Genomic DNA, 18991 nt, shown 5'->3' on the forward strand with positions numbered 1-18991 from the left:
TCACTGTGACTTCACGCTGATCCCCTTATGCCCGCCAAGGCCTATTCCGATATGTTGGTGGAGGTCTTTCGACAGCTGGACCGGCAGCCCGAGATGCTCGAGCGCGTCTTCGATTGTTTTCCGGACGTGCTGTACTACATCAAGGACGCCCAGGCGCGCTATCTTTCCGTTAATCAAACGCTCATCAACCGAAGTGGGATGTCGCGCGACGATGTGATTGGCCAGACGGCCGACCAGCTATTTCCCGTGACCGGTGCAAGCACCAACGCGCAAGATCTGAACGTTATCGAAACCCAGTCTCCGATTGTCGATCGCCTGCGCCTCTACTCGTCAGGATCGGGGCATCGATACTGGTGCCTGAGCTCCAAGTTCCCGGTACTCAACGAGGACGGGCAAGCGATCGGACTGATCGGCATCTCGCGCGATCTGCCTCGCCCCGACGAACGGCATCACGGCTACCGCCGCTTACTGGAATATCTGGATTATCTGGAACAGAACCTCGGACAGAACATCCTGGTCACTGAGGCGGCGGAACGCGCCTCCATCTCTGTCGACACGTTGGAACGTCTGACCCGTGAAGTGTTTCATCTGACGCCCAAGCAACTGCTGATGAAATTGCGGATCGACCACGCGTGCAAGCTGCTCGAAACGACTGACAACAGCATTACGGATATCGCGACGGACTGCGGCTACGCGGACCACAGCGCTTTTGCGCGGCAATTCAAGTCCGCCACGCACCTCACGCCCCGACAGTATCGAAACGCGCGAGGGCGTGGCCTGCATCCACACTGATCAACCGCCTGCCGGGTGCTAGTAAACACCCTCCTCGATCACAAGTTGGCCCGACGTGAGCCGCGCCGGCGATAGCGGCGAGAGGTCCAAAGTTCTGAACTCGCCGAAGGCCAGCAGTTCAGCCATTGCACGACCGACACCGGGACTGTGCATCATGCCGTGGCCGCTGAAACCGGCCGCCACGAACGAGTTTTCCGGCCCCGACTGACCGACGATGCCGTTCTGGTCGAGGATGTTGTATTCGTAGTAGCCAGCCCATGCGTGTTCCACGCGTAGCGCCTCAAACGCGGGGATCCGCTCTGCCAGCGTCGGCCAGATGATCTCGTCAAATTCGGAAAACTGCACGTCGAGTGGCAGGTTATCCAGATCCATCTCCGCCGAGGGCGAGACGATGCACAGGAAATGGTTCTGTTCCCTACGCAGGTACACGCCAGACGTGTCGATCAGGATCGGCATATCCGGGATCGACGTCGGGCATGAAACGACGAACGCCGAACGCCGTCTTGGCCGAACCGGCAGATCGACACCGACGCTTTTGGCAAGAGGCGCGCACCATGCTCCGCTTGCATTCACGAACGTATCCCCGGAGATTTCCCGCCCATCAGTCAGTTCGACATGGGTAACCCGGTTTCCACGTGTACGGTAGCCCGCCGCTTCACCCGTGGCGAAATGAACGCCCGCCTCGCGCGCACGGTTTCTGAACCATTGCATAACGCTGTAGCCATCGAACCAGCCTTCGCCTGCAAGGCCTTCAACGGCATAAGTCAGATCGCCGACGTTCATCCACGGGTAGCGCTGCTGCAACGCTTCAGCGGAATGTTCCCGCAGCTCGACGCCTAACGATCTGGCGAGCGAGCTCCGCCGACGTAGCACGCTCTCTTGCTGCGCATTGCCCACGAACAGATAGCCGCAATCCACCAGATCGACACCGGCCCCGTACTGCGCCTTCTCCCGCTCGCACGAGGAGAAGAAGTCGTAGCCGAACTGCGATAGCTGAATGCAAATGGGCGTTGAAAACTGCTGGCGGATCGAACTGGCCGAGAGCGACGATGACGCGATCTGATAGGTCGGATCTTTTTCGATCACCCAGATCTCACGTCCGGGCGTCTTCTGGAGGCTCAGGAAATACGCGATTGAACAACCAATTGCACCACCACCCGTGATGACAATCCTTTCGCTCATTATTTACCTTCGAAGGCTCGTTGGGCTCCTGAGAGCCGAGCAGTGTGTGGATAACGGACTATGAGACCGCTACAGTTTCGAGGCTTTGACACGCGGCGCGAATCCGGCTCAGCGCTTCGTTCAGGTCGTCGAGTGATGCGGCATAAGAGAGTCTGAAGTACGGCGAGAGCAGAAAACCGGAACCTGAAACCACCGCCACGTTCGCCTCTTCCAACAGGTACATGACGAAGTCCTGGTCGTTTTCCAGAAGCCTGCCACTCGGCGTACGGCTTCCGATGACACCATGGCAGCCGACGAAAGCATAGAACGCGCCTTCGGGCTGGTTACTATGGAGTCCTGGTATGTCGCTCAGCGTTTTGACGACCAGTTTCCGGCGCTCGTCAAAAGCCGATCGCGATGTCTCCACGAATGACTGATCCCCCGTTAGCGCTTCGATCGCTGCGTATTGCGACACCGATGACGCACTGGTGACAATCTGGCCTTGCACGAGATTCATGGCGCGGATGAGCGCAGCCGGTCCGGCGGAATAGCCAATCCGCCAGCCAGTCATCGAGTACACCTTGGACACGCCGTTGATGATGAGCGTCCGCTCCTGCAACTCCGGTGCCACGTTCAGGATATTGACAAACGGGCTTCCGGTATAGATGAGCTTTTCGTAGATGTCGTCCGACAGCACCCAGACATGGGGATGTCGACGCAGTACTTCCGCGATGGTACGGAGTTCCTCAACCGAGTAAACCGCCCCGGTCGGATTCGATGGCGAATTCAGCATCAGCCACTTGATGCGCGGCGTGATCGACGCCTCCAGCTGCGCAGCCGTCAGTTTGAACCCTGCCGCTTCGTCGCACGCCACGACGATGGGCGTGCCGGTCGCCATTTTGACGATCTCCGGATAGGAGACCCAGCACGGCGCGGGCACGATCACTTCATCGCCCGGATTGAGGGTCGCGAAAAAGGCCGCGAAAATCGCCTGCTTCGCACCAACCGATACGCTGACGCTATCCACTGGGTAGTCGACACCGTTGTCGCGCTTCAGTTTCGCGACGATCGCCTCGCGCAACTCCCGAATACCCGCGGCCTCCGTGTAGCGCGTTTTACCTTCGCGCATCGCACGAATCGCCGCAGCCTGGATATTCTCAGGCGTGTGAAAGTCTGGTTCGCCTTGCGACAGGGAAATAACGTTCTTCCCGGCACGACGCAGTTCTGCCGCTTTTGCTGCCATTGCCATCGTCTGCGCAGGGGCGATCTGGCCAATGCGGTCTGCAATGAAGCCCATTGTGTTCATTCCGTTCGTTTTAAAAGCCTACCGTGTGAACCGGGGCTGCCTGTCGGTGGCGCCCCGGAACACGCACGCTTACAGACGTTCAGCCACTGCCTTCATTTGCAGGAACTGCAAAAGGTAGTCAGGACCGCCCGTCTTGGTATCGGTACCCGTCAGATTGAACCCGCCGAACGGCTGAACCCCGACCAGCGCGCCCGTACACTTGCGGTTGAAGTACAGATTGCCGACGTGGAAATCACGGCGTGCTCGTTCGATGCGGCTGCGGTCGTTCGAGAAGAGCGCGCCGGTCAGCCCGTAGACCGTGTCGTTAACCACGGCCAGACCTTCCTCGAAATCCTTGACGCGAATCGCGGCGACGAACGGTCCGAACACTTCCTCTTGTGCAATGCGCGCGCGAGGCGACACGTCGCCGAAGATCGTCGGCTCAATCAGATAGCCGGCTGCATTCTCCACGGCCTTGCCACCCGCCAGCAGCTTGCCCTCGGTGTGACCGATATCGATGTACGACAGCACCTTCTTGTACTGCAGTTCATTGCAAACCGGACCGAAACTCGGATTGTCCTTGGCTTCACTGACAATCAGTTCCTTCGTCTTCGCAACGACCTTCTCGAGCAATGCGTCGTAGACCGAATCCACCACGATCAGACGCGAGCAGGCCGAACACTTCTGGCCGGAATAGCCGAAGGCTGCCTGGATCACTGCAGCCGCTGCGTCATCGAGATTGGCCGTTTCATCGACCAGAATGGCGTCCTTGCCACCCAACTCGAGGAAAACCCGCTTGAACCATTTCTGGCCTTCGGCAAGCTTTGCAGCGGACTCGTTGATCTGGGCACCGGTTGCGAGCGAGCCCGTGAAGTTGATGAAGCGCGTCTTCGGATGGGCGACCAGATACGAACCGATTTCGCGTCCGGTACCCGGCAGATAATTCACCACGCCGGGCGGCAGACCTGCTTCGGCGAAGATGTCGAAGATCTTGGCCAATGACACCACCGTATCTTCCGCAGGCTTGCAAACAACCGTATTACCCACCACGATCGCGCCGACCGTCATGCCGGTCATCAACGCCATCGGGAAATTCCACGGCGAAATCGTCACACCCACGCCCAGCGGAATGTAGAAGCTCTCGTTCTCTTCACCCGGATAATCAATCAGCGAACCGAGGCCGCCGACGTGCTTGATCGCCTGACGTGCGTAGTACTCGGTGAAGTCGATCATTTCCGCGACTTCGGCGCTCGCTTCGACATAGTTCTTGCCGATTTCATAGACCAGCCACGCCTCGAGCTCGCGCTTGCGCTTGCGCTTGCGCATGATTGCCGCGGCCTTCAACATGACGCGCGATCGATCTTCCTGGCTCCAACGTTTCCACGATTCGAAGGCGGTCCAGGCTGCTTCCAGCGCGGCGTCAGCGTGCTGCGTCGTCGCCTTGGCGGTATAGCCGACGATCTCGTCCGGATTCGACGGATTCGTCGAGACGAGTGTCGCTTCGGTCTGCACGCGCTCGCCATTGATCACCAGCGGATAGGTCTGGCCAAACTCGGCACGCACTTTTTTCAGCGCCTGCTGCATGTCTGCCTTGGCACTTTCGGTGTCGAACAAATCGAACGGCTCGTTCTTGAACGGCGCAATCAACATCGCTTTCTCCAGATTGAATGGTTTGGGCTGCACTGCCGCCTTGTTGAGCGCGGCACGCTACCGTGAACCGATTGTCCGGCGCAAAAATGTTCCGGTCTTGATCTGGCTCCATCGATTCGTGCGGAATTTCGCATACTTATATAAACTGTACGGAAGTCGATATCCACTAACGAACCTTATTTATAAGGACATCTGTAAACTAATAAAAAAATATCGCAAATACAGATTTGCGGATTTCTGCTATTTGCTACACTTGATCTACGGGACATCTCTTCATTCGGAGCACGTATCATGGCCATGCATTTCGATCTGGTTGATCTTCGTCTCATCACATGTATTGCTGAGACGGATAGCTTGACGCGGGGTGCCGAGCGGTTTCATATGTCCGTACCCGCAGCGAGCACCCGGATCAAAAATCTGGAAGAAAGCATGGGAGCCAAACTGCTGTATCGGACCAGCCAGGGGGTTACCCTCACGCCGCCGGGCCAGGCGTTCCTACATCACGCACGGCTCGTCCTGTCGCAGCTCGAGCAGTTGCGCGGCGACATGCAGGAGTACGCGCGCGGCATCAAAGGTCATGTGCGGATCTTTGCGAACACTACCGCTACGACTGAATTCCTGCCTAACGACCTGCGTGACTTCCTCGCCGACCATCCCGACGTGAACGTCGAGCTTCGCGAACGGTTGAGCCATGACGTGGTGCGTGCGGTCAGTGAAGGCACTGCGGACGTCGGGATAGTCGCGGGCAATGTCAGGCCCGAATCTCTGCAAGTCCTGCCGTACCGGTCAGACCGGCTCATATTGGCGGTCTCGAATTCGCACCCCCTCGCCGGAAAGACGTCCATTCCATTTGAGGAGGCAACCGGATTTGACTTCGTCGGAATGCCCGAAGCTAGCGCGATTCACACATTTCTGAACCGCGTAGCAAACGACATGCACAAGAAACTTCAGGTGCGAATTGAAGTAGGTAACTTCGAAGCGCTGTGCCGAATGATCGAGGCTAACGTGGGGATCGGGGTGTTGCCTTGCTCGTCAGCGGTACGCTACGTCAAGACCATGAACATCCGGCTCGTTGAAATCGAAAACGACTGGGCAACGCGAAATCTGCTGATCTGCGTGCGCAACCTCGACCTGTTGCCGTCTTTCGCGCGGGAACTGGTCGACCTCCTCACGCAGAAGTGCAAAACCGATCATGAGCCCCAGCCGGCCTGAACGTCAGCAGTTAGTCTGCGTTTAAAGCCCTCTTCTCCACACACAAATTGTAGTCAGCAGACGGGTGCGTCAATCTAGCGCGAACGACGCTACCCGACGACCCGATGACTGCTGAACTCAACTACCTGCGCACCTGGATCGGCCGTACACAGGCCGAACGCGAATTCGTCTCGCCACGTCTCGCGCAACAACTCGCTGCTACGCTGGACTATGAGGACGCCCCGCGTGCCGGCTCTCCGTTGCCGCCACTGTGGCACTGGGCGCTTTTTCCCCACATTGTTTCGCAGTCACAGGTCGGCACGGACGGACATCCGACACGCGGTGGATTCCTGCCGCCGGTGCCACTGCCCAGACGTATGTGGGCCGGAAGCCGCGTCCGGTTCGAGCGTGCGCTCGTGGTCGGCAGCGAAGTCACCAGGACGTCGCAGATTCTTGATATAGCGGCCAAGGAAGGACGCACCGGAAAGCTCGTGTTTGTACGTCTGCGTCACGAACTGGAAGACCTCGAAGGTCCGCTGATTTCCGAAGAACAGGACGTTGTTTATCGCGAGTCCGCGACCACGGCGTACACCGCGGCAACCGGCCCGACCGCGCCGGCAGAGTTCACCTGGAAACGGGAGATCGTGCCCGACCCTGTGCTGCTCTTTCGCTACTCCGCAAATACATTCAACGGCCATCGCATTCACTATGACCGCCCCTACGCCCGTGAGCAGGAAGGCTATCCGGCGCTGGTCGTCCACGGGCCGCTGACTGCGACGTTGCTGATCGATCTCGTCCGGCGCAGCCTTCCCGGCAATTCGATCGCTTCTTTCTCATTCAAAGCGGTCAACCCACTGTTTGACCAGGCCCCGTTTCATCTCTACGCGGCCCGCGCCCCAGGATCGACCGAGGTAAAGCTCTGGGCAGCCAATTCCGATGGCGTGCTGTGCGTCGATGCCGAGGCGACGCTAACGGCACCCGCGTGTGTTTTTCAAAAATGAACTCTGAGGAGTAGAGACAAGTGCTGGCTAACGTTGACCCCTATCAGGACATTCGCGAAGCAGTTCGCGATTTGTGTTCCAACTTCCCCGCCGAGTATTTCCGCAAGATCGACGAGGAACGAGCCTACCCCGAGACCTTTGTGCAAGCCCTAACCGACGCCGGTTGGCTGGCAGCCCTTATTCCACAGGAATATGGCGGCTCGGGGCTCGGACTGACCGAAGCCTCAGTGATCATGGAAGAGATCAACCGCAGCGGTGGCAATTCTGGCGCGTGTCACGGGCAGATGTACAACATGGGGACACTGCTCAGGCACGGCTCGGCAGAGCAAAAGGCCAGGTACCTTCCGGAAATCGCCAGCGGAAAGTTGCGGCTTCAGTCGATGGGCGTGACCGAGCCGACGACCGGCAGCGACACCACCAAACTCAAGACGACTGCGGTTCGCAAGGGTGACCGTTATGTTGTCAATGGCCAGAAGGTCTGGATCTCGCGGGTTCAACACTCCGACCTGATGATTCTGCTGGCGCGAACCACACCGATCGATAAGGTCGCCAAGAAATCCGAGGGCATGTCGATCTTTCTGGTCGACTTACATCAGGCGATCCGCAAGGGTATGACGGTTCGCCCCATTCCGAACATGGTGAATCACGAGACCAACGAGCTATTTTTCGACAACCTCGAGATTCCCGCCGAAAACCTCATCGGCGAAGAAGGCAAAGGCTTCAAGTACATCCTTGATGGCCTGAACGCTGAGCGGACACTCATCGCCGCCGAATGTATCGGCGACGGGTACTGGTTCCTCGACAAGGTTTGTAAGTACGTCAAAGAACGCGTCGTCTTCGGCCGCCCGATCGGACAGAACCAGGGCGTGCAGTTTCCGATCGCCCGCGCGCACGTCAACGTCGAAGCGGCAAGCTTGATGCGCTACAAGGCCTGCGAGCTTTTCGACGCCAGGCAGCCCGCCGGCGCGCAAGCCAATATGGCCAAGCTGCTTGCGGCTGACGCCTCCTGGGAGGCGGCCAACGCGTGCCTGCAGTTCCACGGCGGCTTCGGTTTTGCGAACGAATACGACGTCGAACGCAAATTCCGCGAGACACGGCTCTATCAGGTCGCGCCGATCTCGACCAATCTCATTCTCTCGTACGTAGCCGAGCATCTGCTCGGGCTGCCGCGCTCTTTCTGAGGAGACGGACATGAAACCGCTGGACGGCGTGAAGGTCATCACCCTCGAACACGCGATTGCAGCACCCTTCTGTACCCGGCAGCTTGCGGATCTTGGCGCACGCGTGATCAAGATCGAGCGCCCTGGTGTCGGGGACTTCGCGCGTGCCTATGACGAGCGCGTGCACGGCATGGCCTCGCACTTTGTATGGTGCAATCGCTCGAAAGAGAGCCTCACGCTAGACGTCAAGGCCCCTCAGGCACAGGGGATTTTCGAGCGCCTGCTTGAGGACACCGACGTGCTGGTGCAAAACCTGGCACCCGGCGCCGCGGCGCGACTGGGGCTGTCGTATGAAGCGTTGCGTGACAAGTATCCCAGCCTGATTGTCTGCAACATCTCCGGTTACGGATCCGATGGCCCCTATCGGGACAAGAAAGCATACGACCTGCTGATCCAGAGTGAGTCCGGGTTCCTGTCGATTACCGGCGGTCCGGACTCACCAGCAAAAGCCGGCTGTTCCATTGCTGACATCGCTGCAGGGATGTACGCCTACACGAACATCCTCTCCGCGCTTCTGCAGCGATCGAAAACCGGGTTGGGGCGGGAAATCGACGTCTCGATGCTCGAGAGCATGGTGGAGTGGATGACGTATCCCCTTTACTACGCGTTCGACGGCGCATCTCCGCCACCTCGCGCCGGCGCTGCTCACGCGACCATCTACCCCTATGGCCCTTTCCCCGCCGGCGATGCAAAGACAGTCATGCTGGGATTGCAGAACGAGCGTGAATGGGGTGTCTTCTGTGCGCAAGTCCTTCTGGCACCTGAACTCGCCGTCGATCCTCATTTCAGTTCCAACTCGAAGCGGGTAGCAGCACGCGAGGAACTGCGCGAAATCATTGTCGCCGCATTCAGCAAACTGACTTCGGAAGAAGTCATCAGTCGGCTGGATACCGCGCAGATCGCCAACGCACGGATGAATGATATGCCCGACGTGTGGTCGCATCCTCAGCTTAAAGAACGCAATCGCTGGGTGAGCATCGACTCCCCTGCAGGCGCCATTCCCGCCTTGCTGCCGCCGGGCGTCAGTACAGCATCCGATGTTCGACTGGACGCCGTGCCCGCGTTAGGCCAACACACCGAAGCCCTTTTGAGTGAATTGGGGTTTTCGACCGATGCCATCCGCGAGCTTCGTGAAGCGGCCGTAATCTAACTCCCCAGTTAAGGTAAGCCTGTTATGAGCAATACCCAGATTCTTGCTTCGTTTGCGGCCAATCTCAAGTTTGAACAGATCCCTACAGACGTGGTAGCGCGCACGGAGGACCTTTTTCTTGACTGGTTCGGCTCAGCACTGGCCGGCCGGGGCGCGCGCCCGGTCGAGACGATCCAGAAGCACGCACTGGATTTCGGGCCACAGTCCGGTCCCTGCGAAGTACTGATCTCCCGCCGAACGACCAGTCCACCCTTCGCGGCAATGATCAACGCCGCCGCATCGCACTTCGCCGAACAGGACGACCTTCACAACAGTTCGGTCCTGCACCCGGCAACCGTCGTCTTCCCCGCAGCGTGGGCCGCCGCGCAAGCGCTTGGCAGAAGTGGCAAAGAGTTCGTCGCTGCATCTGTCGCAGGCTATGAAGTGGGCATCCGTGTCGGAGAATTCCTCGGCCGGTCGCACTACAAGATTTTTCATACCACCGGTACGGTCGGTACGGTCGCAGCCGCAGCGGCGGTCGGTAATCTCTTGCGATTGAGCGACGAGCAGATGGTGAATGCGTTTGGCTCCGCCGGCACCCAGGCAGCCGGGCTCTGGGAATTCTTGAAAGACGCCGCGGACTCCAAGCAACTGCATACGGCCAAGGCTGCGGCGAACGGTCTTCTCGCAGCCTACCTGGCGGCCGACGGTTTCACCGGTGCGAAGGACATCTTCGAGGGTGCGAAAGGCATGGGGGCCGGCATGTCCACGCAAACGCATCCGGACAAACTCGCCGAAGCGCTCGGCGAGCGGTGGGCGCTGATAGAGACGTCTTTCAAGTATCACGCTTCGTGCCGGCACACTCATCCGGCAGCCGATGCTCTGCTGCAGGTTATTCAGCGCGAGAAGCTCGTGCCGGATGACATCGAGACGGTGGTAACCCATGTTCACCAGGCTGCAATTGACGTCCTCGGCCCGGTAACCGACCCAAAGACTGTTCATCAGGCGAAGTTCTCCATGGGCACCGTCCTCGCTCTGGTCGCGGAATTTGGCCACGCGGGGGTACGTGAGTTCGACGGCCATTACAAGGAAAGCAGGATCGCGCACTTCTGCAAAAAGGTTTTGATGGTGCTCGACCCTGAAGTCGATACGGCCTATCCGTCACGTTGGATCGGGAAGGTCATCGTTCAGACGAAGGCCGGTCGCACCTTCGAGGGCCGCGTGGATGATCCCAAGGGCGATCCGGGCAACACGCTCACGCGCGCCGAACTCGAGCACAAAACGATCACGCTGGGTTTGTATGGCAATGCGGCCACTGAAGACGAACTCAAGCGCTCCATCGCGTCGGTATGGACGATTACCGGTGCAACCGTCGTACCCAAACTGCTCCCCGAATCGAAACTGGAGACCCAACATGGCTGACCTTGCACCCCGCTCCTATCTCTTCGTTCCCGGCAACCGGCCGGACAGGTTTGCCAAGGCGGCTGCGTCGGGCGTCGATGTGGTCGTTATCGATCTGGAGGATGCAGTGCCTCCCAGTGAGAAGAAGATCGCTCGGGCGGCCCTCGCCGAGTGGCTGTCGACAAACAGTACGCCAGTCGCCGTGCGGGTAAATGATGTGAACAGCGAATGGTTTCGCGACGACATCGCCGTATGCCGTGCGCCATCCGTCGCCGCCGTCATGCTGCCCAAGACGGAACGCATCGACGATATCTTCCTTTGCGAGTTCGCGGGCAAGCCGACCGACATCCTGCCGATGATCGAGACCGCCCAAGGTTTTCGGAATGTGGTCGCTATCGCCCAGCACCGGCTGACCACCCGACTCGTATTCGGCAATGTGGATTTCCAGCTCGACCTCGGCATTGACGGCGACGATGAGCAGCTTCTGTACTTCCGCTCACAGATCGTCTTCGCCTCTCGCATCGGCAATCTGCTGCCACCGGTGGACGGGGTCAGCACCACACTCGACGATCCCGAGCAGATCACGCGCGACACGATCCGTGCAAAGCGGCTCGGCTTCGGCGCCAAGCTTTGTATTCATCCGAGGCAGGTGGCCGCAGTCAATGCCGCGTTCATCCCCAGCGAGAAGGATGTCGAATGGGCGCACCGGGTTGTCGAAGGCGCAGCTGCATCCCACGGGGCGGCCGTTGCTGTGGACGGCCGCATGGTAGACAGGCCGGTCATTTTGAAGGCGCAGGAAATCCTGGCTGAGTCCCAGCGACGTCTGCCCCTTGGCGCCTGATTCAATATCAATTGGAGACGAGAGTCATGCAACGATTTGAGATGTACATCAATGGCGAATCTTGCCAGTCGACTTCGGGCGAATGGTTCGATACGGAAAATCCGTTCACGGGAGAAACCTGGGCGCAGATTGCAAAAGGCAACGGGACCGACGTCGATCGGGCTGTGCAAGCGGCGCATACCGCATTCAGTACAGGACCATGGTCACAGATGTCTCCGAGCCAGCGAGGCCTGCTGCTTCATCGGGTCGGCGACCTGATCGCGCGAGACGCAAAGCGGCTTGCCGAACTCGAAGTTCGGGACAACGGCAAGCTCATGGCGGAGATGCTCGGCCAGTGCCAGTATTTGCCCCAGTGGTATTACTATTTTGGCGGCCTGGCGGACAAGATTCAGGGCGCCGTCATTCCGCTCGACAAGAAGGGATACTTCAACTTCACGCGCAATGAACCGTTGGGCGTCGTCGCCGCGATCACGCCGTGGAATTCGCCCCTGCTACTGGCAACATGGAAGATTGCGCCCGCGTTGGCCGCAGGTTGCACGGTTGTGATCAAACCGTCCGAGTTCACTTCGGCGTCCACGATCGAGTTTGCGAAACTCTTCATCGAAGCCGGCTTTCCGCCGGGTGTAGTGAACGTCGTGACCGGATTCGGTGCGGACGTCGGCTCGCCTTTGGTGGAACACCCCCTGGTCAAGAAGATCACGTTCACCGGCGCAGATTCCACAGGCCGGGCGATCAACGAGGCGGCAGCACGTCAATTCAAACACGTTAGTCTCGAACTCGGCGGCAAGTCACCCAACATCGTGTTCGACGATGCCGATCTGGAAGACGCAGTGAATGGCGCGGTTTCCGGCATCTTCGCCGCGACCGGACAGACCTGTATTGCCGGTTCGCGGCTGTTGTTGCAAGAAAGCATCTACGACACGTTCGTCGACAAACTCCTGACGCTGGCACGTACCGCGAAGATGGGTGATCCGTCGAGTATGGATACACAGGTCGGGCCGGTAACGACGCGTCCTCAATACCAGAAAGTCCTGTCTTACATTGAAACCGCGAAGCAGGAAGGTGCGACGTTGCTGCTCGGTGGGAAGCCTGGCAGTGCACCGGAATGCGGTAATGGCTGGTTCGTCGAGCCAACCATTTTCGGTAACGTCAACAACAGGATGCGGATCGCACAGGAAGAAGTCTTTGGTCCTATCCTGTCTATCATCAAGTTCAAGGACGAAGACGAGGCGGTTGCACTGGCAAATGATGTGCGCTTCGGTCTGGGCTCAGGGGTCTGGACGAAAGATATCGGCCGGTCCATTCGTGTCGCCGAAAGGCTGCAGGCCGGCATGGTCTGGGTGAACAGCTATCGCGCGGTAAGCTACATGTCGCCGTTCGGCGGCTACAAGGATTCCGGGCTTGGCCGCGAGAACGGTATCGACGCGATCCGCGAGTATCTGCAAACGAAGAGCGTCTGGATCAATACGGGGGTCAAGACTGCAAACCCGTTCGTCATGAGATAAATGTGACGATGCCCCGCGGCGTACCGCGGGGCCGTTCTGAATTCGAACTCAGGGCGACTGGGATAACGAAAGGATCACGCGTTGCCTTGCACAACGCTCCGCGCTCACGGCCGCGGCATTGTCCCCGGCCGCCGACGTGCTTTCGGCGGATCACCTCGATGGTGAATCACAGGAATCGCTCGCCGGGCAATGACTGCCCGACGCTGTTAGAACTGTCTTGTCGGGTGCGAAGAAGAATTTAGGGAAGCGCTTTGCAAGCGTATCAGGTCTTGATGCCCTGAGCTCCCTTGGTGCTCGGCGCCCGGACCTCTAACGTGACCCCTGCCCCTTCGTTGACCGTCTTGAAGTACGTGAAGCCGCTTCGATCATCGAGACGCCCGCGTGCCAGAACATCCAGTCCGGCGTTCGCAGCCTGTTCCTCTGCTTTATCGCAGCTCTCCACAGAGAAGCCAAGATGAAAAACGCCTTCGCCGTGCGTTTCCAGAAAGCGTCGTTGCGGCGTGTCTCCGTCTCCTGGCTGGCAAAGCTGCAGCTGGGCGTTGTCGATGTTCGCGAACTTATAACGCATCTTCAGAAAGGCTGGACGATCGTAGCCGTCCAGTTCGTACGCATCCATCGGCGGAAAATCTGTCCACGGACCGACTCCGATCGACTCGTAATACTTCACGGCCTTCTCAATGTCACGAACCACGATGCAGACGTGGTGCAGCTTCTGAAACATGGGCAGCTTTTCCATCGTGTGTTTCACTCCTGGTCAGTTTCGATGCTGGGCCACAGAAGCTTTCGACAGCAGCTGCGGCCCGACGTCACGCCGGATCATCCCGCCTTCGCAATCTTCTTCGGCGTGTACGTTTCTGCCGCATCATCATGCGACTGGCCGACGGCCGGGTTCCATTGGAAGCCGGAACGGGCCACCACACCCGGCTTCAGACGTTGGTCAGGACCAAAGTCCGCAAAGGGATGGAAGAACAAGGGCGCCGTGCTCTCGAGCGTGCGCAACCGCGCTGCGTAGGAGTCGAGGTACGCTTGACGCCCCTCGGCGCTCACGCGGCCAGGCATCCACGACACATGCGGCGGCAGCACATCGAAGCCAAGGTAATTGAAGATCCCGTTGTGGATCGGCCATAGGATGTGATTGATATCACCGTCGACACCGTCCGGCTCGTAAAGGCTCGCGGCCGTTCCCGTCGTGGTCGAGACCATCGCCTTGCGGCCCCTGAACATACCGGTCTCGTATTTTCGCCCGGTCGCATAGGCGAATCCGCGGGTCATCACGCGATCCACCCAGCCCTTCAGAATCGCCGGCATCCCGAACCACCACATCGGATACTGGAAGATGATCAGATCGGACCAGAGCACCTTCTGCTGCTCGGCGTAAACATCCGGCGTCGGTTTCGTGGACGTCCCGAACATATGTTCCTGTTCCGCCGAGAGATCGAGGAAGTCAGGATTGAGACGCTCACCCACGAAGTCTTCGACGCCGAGTTCGGGCCGCCAATTCAGTTGATACAGGTCTGTTACCTGAACCTCGTGCCCCTGCGCTTTCAGAGTCGAGACAGCCGTATCTTTCAGCGCACCATTGAACGACCTGGGTTCGGGGTGAGCGAAAACGATGAGCACTTTCATGCGAAAAACTCCACAAAAAACCAGTTCATTGAGCGTGCGGGCCGGTGGCCTGCGCTTGAATTCGTTCCGTATATGCCGCCATCGTCCCGTGTAGTCCCAGTAGGCAGGCTCATGGATCAGCCCTCATTCTGGAACGCAATCCCGTGGCGGCGATCGATTCGATTTACAGCATTCTGGTTCTTTGCGAAATTCCGGTCTTGAGAGGGCTCGGCTAATTTTCGCGGAATTCCGCACATTTCTTGAGGATAAACGCCCCTACGTAGGCCGGAGAACCACTTTCCGCAATGGCGCTCAACTCACCTACAGGGCACCATCACTCTGCGGAGAATTGCCGCAACTCCCCTGCCTCGAACCTCGAAAAGTGGGGGCGAGCACCCCGCGCCCTCCAGATCACCGCTCAGGCCGCATCCAATTGAGCAGTGTCGCCCTCCAGATACGCCGCCCGCACAGCAGGGTTGGCCAGCAACTCAGCACCGCTCCCGTCAAGGGCGATCTGCCCGTGCTGGAGAACATACCCTCGATGCGCCACACGCAGCGCGTGATGAGCGTTCTGTTCGACAAGCAGAATCGTCATCCCGAGTTGCTCGTTCAACTCCTTGATGACCGAAAAAATCTTCTTGATGAAGATCGGCGCGAGACCGAGCGACGGCTCATCGAGCAGGAGCAATCTCGGCCGCGACATCAGTGCGCGTCCTATCGCGAGCATCTGCTGCTCCCCTCCCGACAGCGTGCCGGCACGCTGCGAGGCTCTGCTCCTCAGGATCGGGAACATCTCGTACATGCGCTCGAGATCATCCGCGGTCCGGCGATTGCCCGACGTATCGCCCATCAGGAGATTCTCGAGCACGGTCATCCGCTGAAAGATACGGCGCCCTTCGGGCACAACCGCAATATCGAGCTTGCCGATCGCATGCGATGGCAGTTTCGAAATATTCTGTCCGTCGAATTCGACCGTGCCGCCGCTGGCCCGTGGATAGCCGAAAATGGTATTCATCAGCGTCGACTTGCCTGCGCCGTTCGCACCGATCAACGTGACGATCTCGCCAGTCTTCACGCCAAGGCTCACCCCGCGCAGCGCCTGGACGCTGCCATAGTGGGCACTGAGTTCGGTAATCTTAAGCATGAGCTGACTTCTCCTGCGTTGCTTCACCGAGTGACGACGTCTCGTCGTCCTCGCCGAGGTATGCGCTGATCACCTCACGATTCACCTTGATGTCAGCAGGCAAGCCTTCTGCAATTTTCTTCCCGTGATTGAGCACGACAATATGGTCTGAAACCTTCATAACGACGCTCATATCGTGCTCGATCAACAATATGCCGATGCCCTGCTCCCTGGCGAGCGAGGTCAACAACGCGGTGAGTTCTGCCGACTCGCGCGGATTGAGGCCGGCAGCCGGCTCATCCAGACACAGCAGAATGGGGTCTGCGCACATCGCGCGCGCGATCTCGACGCGACGCTGCACCCCATAAGGCATGTCGCCGGCAGGTTTGTTGGCTATATCTCGAACGCTTAATCGCTCGAGCCACATCAAAGCGTTTTCTATCGCCTTGTCGTTCGCGCGTCGAAACGACCTCGCATTGAGTGCGCCAGCAATCGAGAACCTGGACGCGTCCTGCAACACATTGTGCTGGGCAATCATCAGGTTTTCGAGCACGGTCATACGCGGGAACAGCCGTATGTTCTGGAACGTTCTGACGACCTGGCCAATCCGCGCCACGTCGACATTCTTCATCGCACCCAGCCGAAGCGTCCCATGACGGGGATGCCCCAACGTGATGGCGCCTTTGGTCGGCTTGTAGAAGCCCGTCAGGCAGTTAAAAAACGTCGTCTTTCCGGCTCCGTTCGGCCCGATCACCGACGTCACCTCTCCTGCGCGCGCCGTCATGGACAGGTCTTCGATCGCACGAAGTCCGCCAAACTGCATCGTCAGATTCTCAACGCTGAGCAGCGTAGTAGAGGCGTTCATTGTTTTGCCTCCACGCCAGGCGCGCTGACAGTCGCACGGCGATGGCTGATCAGGCCGCCGGGCTGCACGACCATGATAAAGACCATTGCAACACCGAAAAGCAGCATTCTGTACTCGGAGAAATCACGCCCTAACTCGGGCAAAATCACCAGCAAGGCTGCCGCAAGGACGACGCCGAGCTGGCTCCCCATACCGCCGAGCACCACGATCGCGAGAATCGTAGCGGACTCCGAAAATGTGAAGCTCTCTGGTGAAATGAACCCCTGCCGCGCGGCGAAGAACACACCGGCGAATCCGGCCAGCATTGCGCCAGTCGCAAAGGCTGACAGTTTCACATTGGTTACGTTGATGCCCATTGCTTTGCAGGCGATCTCGTCTTCGCGCACCGCTTCCCACGCGCGCCCAACAGGTAGCCGTCTGAGGCGCGAAACAAGAAGGTTAGTCAGGAGCGCGAGTGCGAGAATCAGGTAATACAGAAAGACGACTCGCTGGCCGGGCGAGTAATCAAGGCCGAACACGGTCGCGAAGGTCGGACCGTCGCCAGATGCCTGCATGGGGAGCCCGAAGAAGGTCGGCTTCGGAATGGACGAGACGCCGTTGGGTCCGCCTGTCACGTCGTCCCAATTCACGAGTATCAACCGTATGATTTCCCCGAATCCGAGCGTGACGATGGCCAGATAATCGCCTCTGAGCCGGAGAGTCGGGTAACCAAGCAACATGCCGAACGCCGCAGCGAGGCCGCCGGCGATCGGCAAACACTGCCAGAAACCAAAGCCGAAATGCGTCGACAACAGGCCGTATGTGTACGCGCCTACCGCATAGAACGCGACATAACCGAGGTCCAGCAGCCCAGCCAGACCGACAACGACATTCAGGCCCCAGCCAAGCATGACGTAGATCAGTACGGTCGTCGCTGTATCGACGACGTAGCGATTTCCGGCGAACAACGCAGGCAACAGCACGGCGAACGCCACGCATCCGGCGCCGGCCCAGACAAGCGAGCCGTTACCCGCGACTTGAGGAGCGGGTCTGGCGCGCGACCGGCGCTTTGAAAAAAGACTAAAACGCTGCAGCAAAAGCTGCATGACGATGCGCCCGGCAAATGCGATCGCGATGAAAGCCGCCAGCAGCGCCCATCGCGTCTGAACCTCGAGACCATTGCTGCCATCTCGCGTCGTCAAACCCAGCATGGGCAAGCCGACGAGGCCCGCTACCAGCGCCGCGCCAAGTCCATCCTTGACGCGAAAATGTAGATTCGTTTCTTGCATAACGGTCGAACTCATCACACCTTCTCCACTTCGGGTCGGCCGAGAAGCCCGGATGGACGAAACATCAAGACCACAATCAGAATCACGAATGTGGCCACATCCTTGTATTCGGGCGAGAGGTAGGCGGCCCAGAATGCTTCGATCAAACCGATGATCACACCGCCCAGCATTGCCCCGGGAATCGAGCCAATTCCGCCGAGCACGGCTGCGGTAAACGCCTTGATACCCGCCTCGAATCCGATCGAGAAATCGATCACACCGTAGTAGAGCGTCACCATGACGCCTGCGACGGCCGCCAGTGCGGCGCCAATCATGAACGTCAGGGCGATGATCCGATCGACGTTGTAGCCGAGGAACTGCATCATCCGCTGATCCTGTTCACAAGCTCGCTGCTGTCTGCCGAAAGGAGTTTTATTGATGAATAGCGTGAAGGCGCACATCAGCAGAATCGTCACAACGACGATGAGAATTTGCACGTACGAAACGTATGGCCCGTGAAATTGTTCGCCGGAGAAAAGGTTCACGCCTCCCGTCACGAGCGGCTGGATAGACTTGACTCGCGCGCCTTGAGTAAGCTGAACCATGTTCTGCAGGAAGATGGAAATCCCGATTGACGAGATCAGTGGCGCGAGACGATTGGACCCGCGAAGCGGCCGATAACCGACACGTTCGACGGTCCAGCCGAATACGGACGTCAGTGCGATCGATACGATCAGCGTAATTGCAATGCTCGCCACGACCGACGAGATCCCGCTGCCTGCAAGCAGCGTGAAGCAGGTCACGGCGATGAACGCGCTCACCATGTAAATATCGCCGTGAGCGAAATTGATCATGCCGATAATGCCGTAGACCATCGTGTAGCCGATCGCGATCAGGCCGTAGACGGCGCCCAAGGTCAGCCCGTTAATCAGTTGTTGCAATGCCTGGCTCATGTCCTCTCCGGTGAATCTGCTG

The 18991-nt window shown here is 58.8% G+C and carries 17 protein-coding genes; 8 read left to right on the top strand and 9 right to left on the bottom strand.

Annotation, left to right across the window (positions count from 1 at the left end; all coding sequences use genetic code 11):
• The first annotated feature begins 27 nt into the window (after positions 1 to 27).
• Entirely contained in the window at positions 28 to 792 is a 765-nt protein-coding gene (locus AC3WLT_RS02400; protein ID WP_492590327.1) for a helix-turn-helix domain-containing protein, read from the top strand.
• Between the two features lie 18 nt (positions 793 to 810).
• Here AC3WLT_RS02400 and AC3WLT_RS02405 read toward each other — a convergent pair whose 3' ends face one another.
• From AC3WLT_RS02405 to pruA, 3 genes are all read right to left on the bottom strand, one after another.
• The gene (locus AC3WLT_RS02405) at positions 811 to 1974 is read right to left on the bottom strand and encodes an NAD(P)/FAD-dependent oxidoreductase (protein ID WP_492590328.1); all 1164 of its coding nucleotides are present in this window, start codon (positions 1972 to 1974) and stop codon (positions 811 to 813) included.
• A 58-nt stretch (positions 1975 to 2032) separates the two neighbouring features.
• Complete coding sequence (locus AC3WLT_RS02410) at positions 2033 to 3250, bottom strand: pyridoxal phosphate-dependent aminotransferase (RefSeq protein ID WP_492590329.1); 1218 nt, start codon at positions 3248 to 3250, stop codon at positions 2033 to 2035.
• Positions 3251 to 3328: 78 nt separating this feature from the next.
• Positions 3329 to 4921: an L-glutamate gamma-semialdehyde dehydrogenase gene (pruA, locus tag AC3WLT_RS02415; protein WP_492590330.1), complete on the bottom strand. Its 1593-nt coding sequence runs from the start codon at positions 4919 to 4921 to the stop codon at positions 3329 to 3331.
• 258 nt (positions 4922 to 5179) lie between these two features.
• On the opposite strand from pruA, the gene AC3WLT_RS02420 reads away from it, so the two are divergent.
• The 7 genes from AC3WLT_RS02420 (at position 5180) to AC3WLT_RS02450 (ending at position 13176) form a co-directional block, all read left to right on the top strand.
• A complete protein-coding gene (locus AC3WLT_RS02420) occupies positions 5180 to 6100 on the top strand; it encodes a LysR substrate-binding domain-containing protein (protein WP_492590331.1) in 921 nt (306 codons plus the stop codon).
• A gap of 104 nt (positions 6101 to 6204) precedes the next feature.
• Complete coding sequence (locus AC3WLT_RS02425) at positions 6205 to 7080, top strand: HTD2 family dehydratase (protein ID WP_492590332.1); 876 nt, start codon at positions 6205 to 6207, stop codon at positions 7078 to 7080.
• Positions 7081 to 7100: 20 nt separating this feature from the next.
• Entirely contained in the window at positions 7101 to 8261 is a 1161-nt protein-coding gene (locus tag AC3WLT_RS02430; protein ID WP_492590333.1) for an acyl-CoA dehydrogenase family protein, read from the top strand.
• A 10-nt stretch (positions 8262 to 8271) separates the two neighbouring features.
• Positions 8272 to 9450 (top strand): CaiB/BaiF CoA transferase family protein, encoded by a 1179-nt coding sequence (locus AC3WLT_RS02435; RefSeq protein WP_492590334.1) that lies wholly within the window; start codon positions 8272 to 8274, stop codon positions 9448 to 9450.
• 24 nt (positions 9451 to 9474) lie between these two features.
• Positions 9475 to 10851: an MmgE/PrpD family protein gene (locus AC3WLT_RS02440; protein ID WP_492590335.1), complete on the top strand. Its 1377-nt coding sequence runs from the start codon at positions 9475 to 9477 to the stop codon at positions 10849 to 10851.
• Positions 10844 to 11671, top strand: coding sequence for an HpcH/HpaI aldolase/citrate lyase family protein (locus AC3WLT_RS02445; protein WP_492590336.1), 828 nt, complete (start codon positions 10844 to 10846; stop codon positions 11669 to 11671). The genes AC3WLT_RS02440 and AC3WLT_RS02445 overlap by 8 nt, the downstream gene beginning before the upstream one ends.
• 26 nt (positions 11672 to 11697) lie before the next feature.
• Positions 11698 to 13176, top strand: a complete 1479-nt coding sequence (locus AC3WLT_RS02450; protein ID WP_492590337.1) for an aldehyde dehydrogenase — start codon at positions 11698 to 11700, stop codon at positions 13174 to 13176.
• Between the two features lie 262 nt (positions 13177 to 13438).
• Here AC3WLT_RS02450 and AC3WLT_RS02455 read toward each other — a convergent pair whose 3' ends face one another.
• From AC3WLT_RS02455 to AC3WLT_RS02480, 6 genes are all read right to left on the bottom strand, one after another.
• The gene (locus AC3WLT_RS02455; RefSeq protein WP_492590338.1) at positions 13439 to 13912 is read right to left on the bottom strand and encodes a VOC family protein; all 474 of its coding nucleotides are present in this window, start codon (positions 13910 to 13912) and stop codon (positions 13439 to 13441) included.
• Positions 13913 to 13992: 80 nt separating this feature from the next.
• Positions 13993 to 14802 (bottom strand): NAD(P)H-dependent oxidoreductase, encoded by an 810-nt coding sequence (locus AC3WLT_RS02460; protein WP_492590339.1) that lies wholly within the window; start codon positions 14800 to 14802, stop codon positions 13993 to 13995.
• A 397-nt stretch (positions 14803 to 15199) separates the two neighbouring features.
• Positions 15200 to 15925 carry an ABC transporter ATP-binding protein gene (locus AC3WLT_RS02465; RefSeq protein ID WP_492590340.1) on the bottom strand — a complete coding sequence of 242 codons (726 nt, stop codon included), beginning with the start codon at positions 15923 to 15925 and terminating at the stop codon, positions 15200 to 15202.
• Positions 15918 to 16769 carry an ABC transporter ATP-binding protein gene (locus tag AC3WLT_RS02470; protein WP_492590341.1) on the bottom strand — a complete coding sequence of 284 codons (852 nt, stop codon included), beginning with the start codon at positions 16767 to 16769 and terminating at the stop codon, positions 15918 to 15920. The genes AC3WLT_RS02465 and AC3WLT_RS02470 overlap by 8 nt, the downstream gene beginning before the upstream one ends.
• Positions 16766 to 18052, bottom strand: a complete 1287-nt coding sequence (gene livM, locus AC3WLT_RS02475; RefSeq protein WP_492590342.1) for a high-affinity branched-chain amino acid ABC transporter permease LivM — start codon at positions 18050 to 18052, stop codon at positions 16766 to 16768. Before livM ends, AC3WLT_RS02470 begins: the two co-directional genes overlap by 4 nt.
• Complete coding sequence (locus AC3WLT_RS02480) at positions 18052 to 18969, bottom strand: ABC transporter permease subunit (RefSeq protein WP_492590343.1); 918 nt, start codon at positions 18967 to 18969, stop codon at positions 18052 to 18054. Before AC3WLT_RS02480 ends, livM begins: the two co-directional genes overlap by 1 nt.
• Positions 18970 to 18991: the final 22 nt, after the last annotated feature.

The organism is Paraburkholderia sp. FW306-2-2C-D06C, assembly GCF_058781505.1.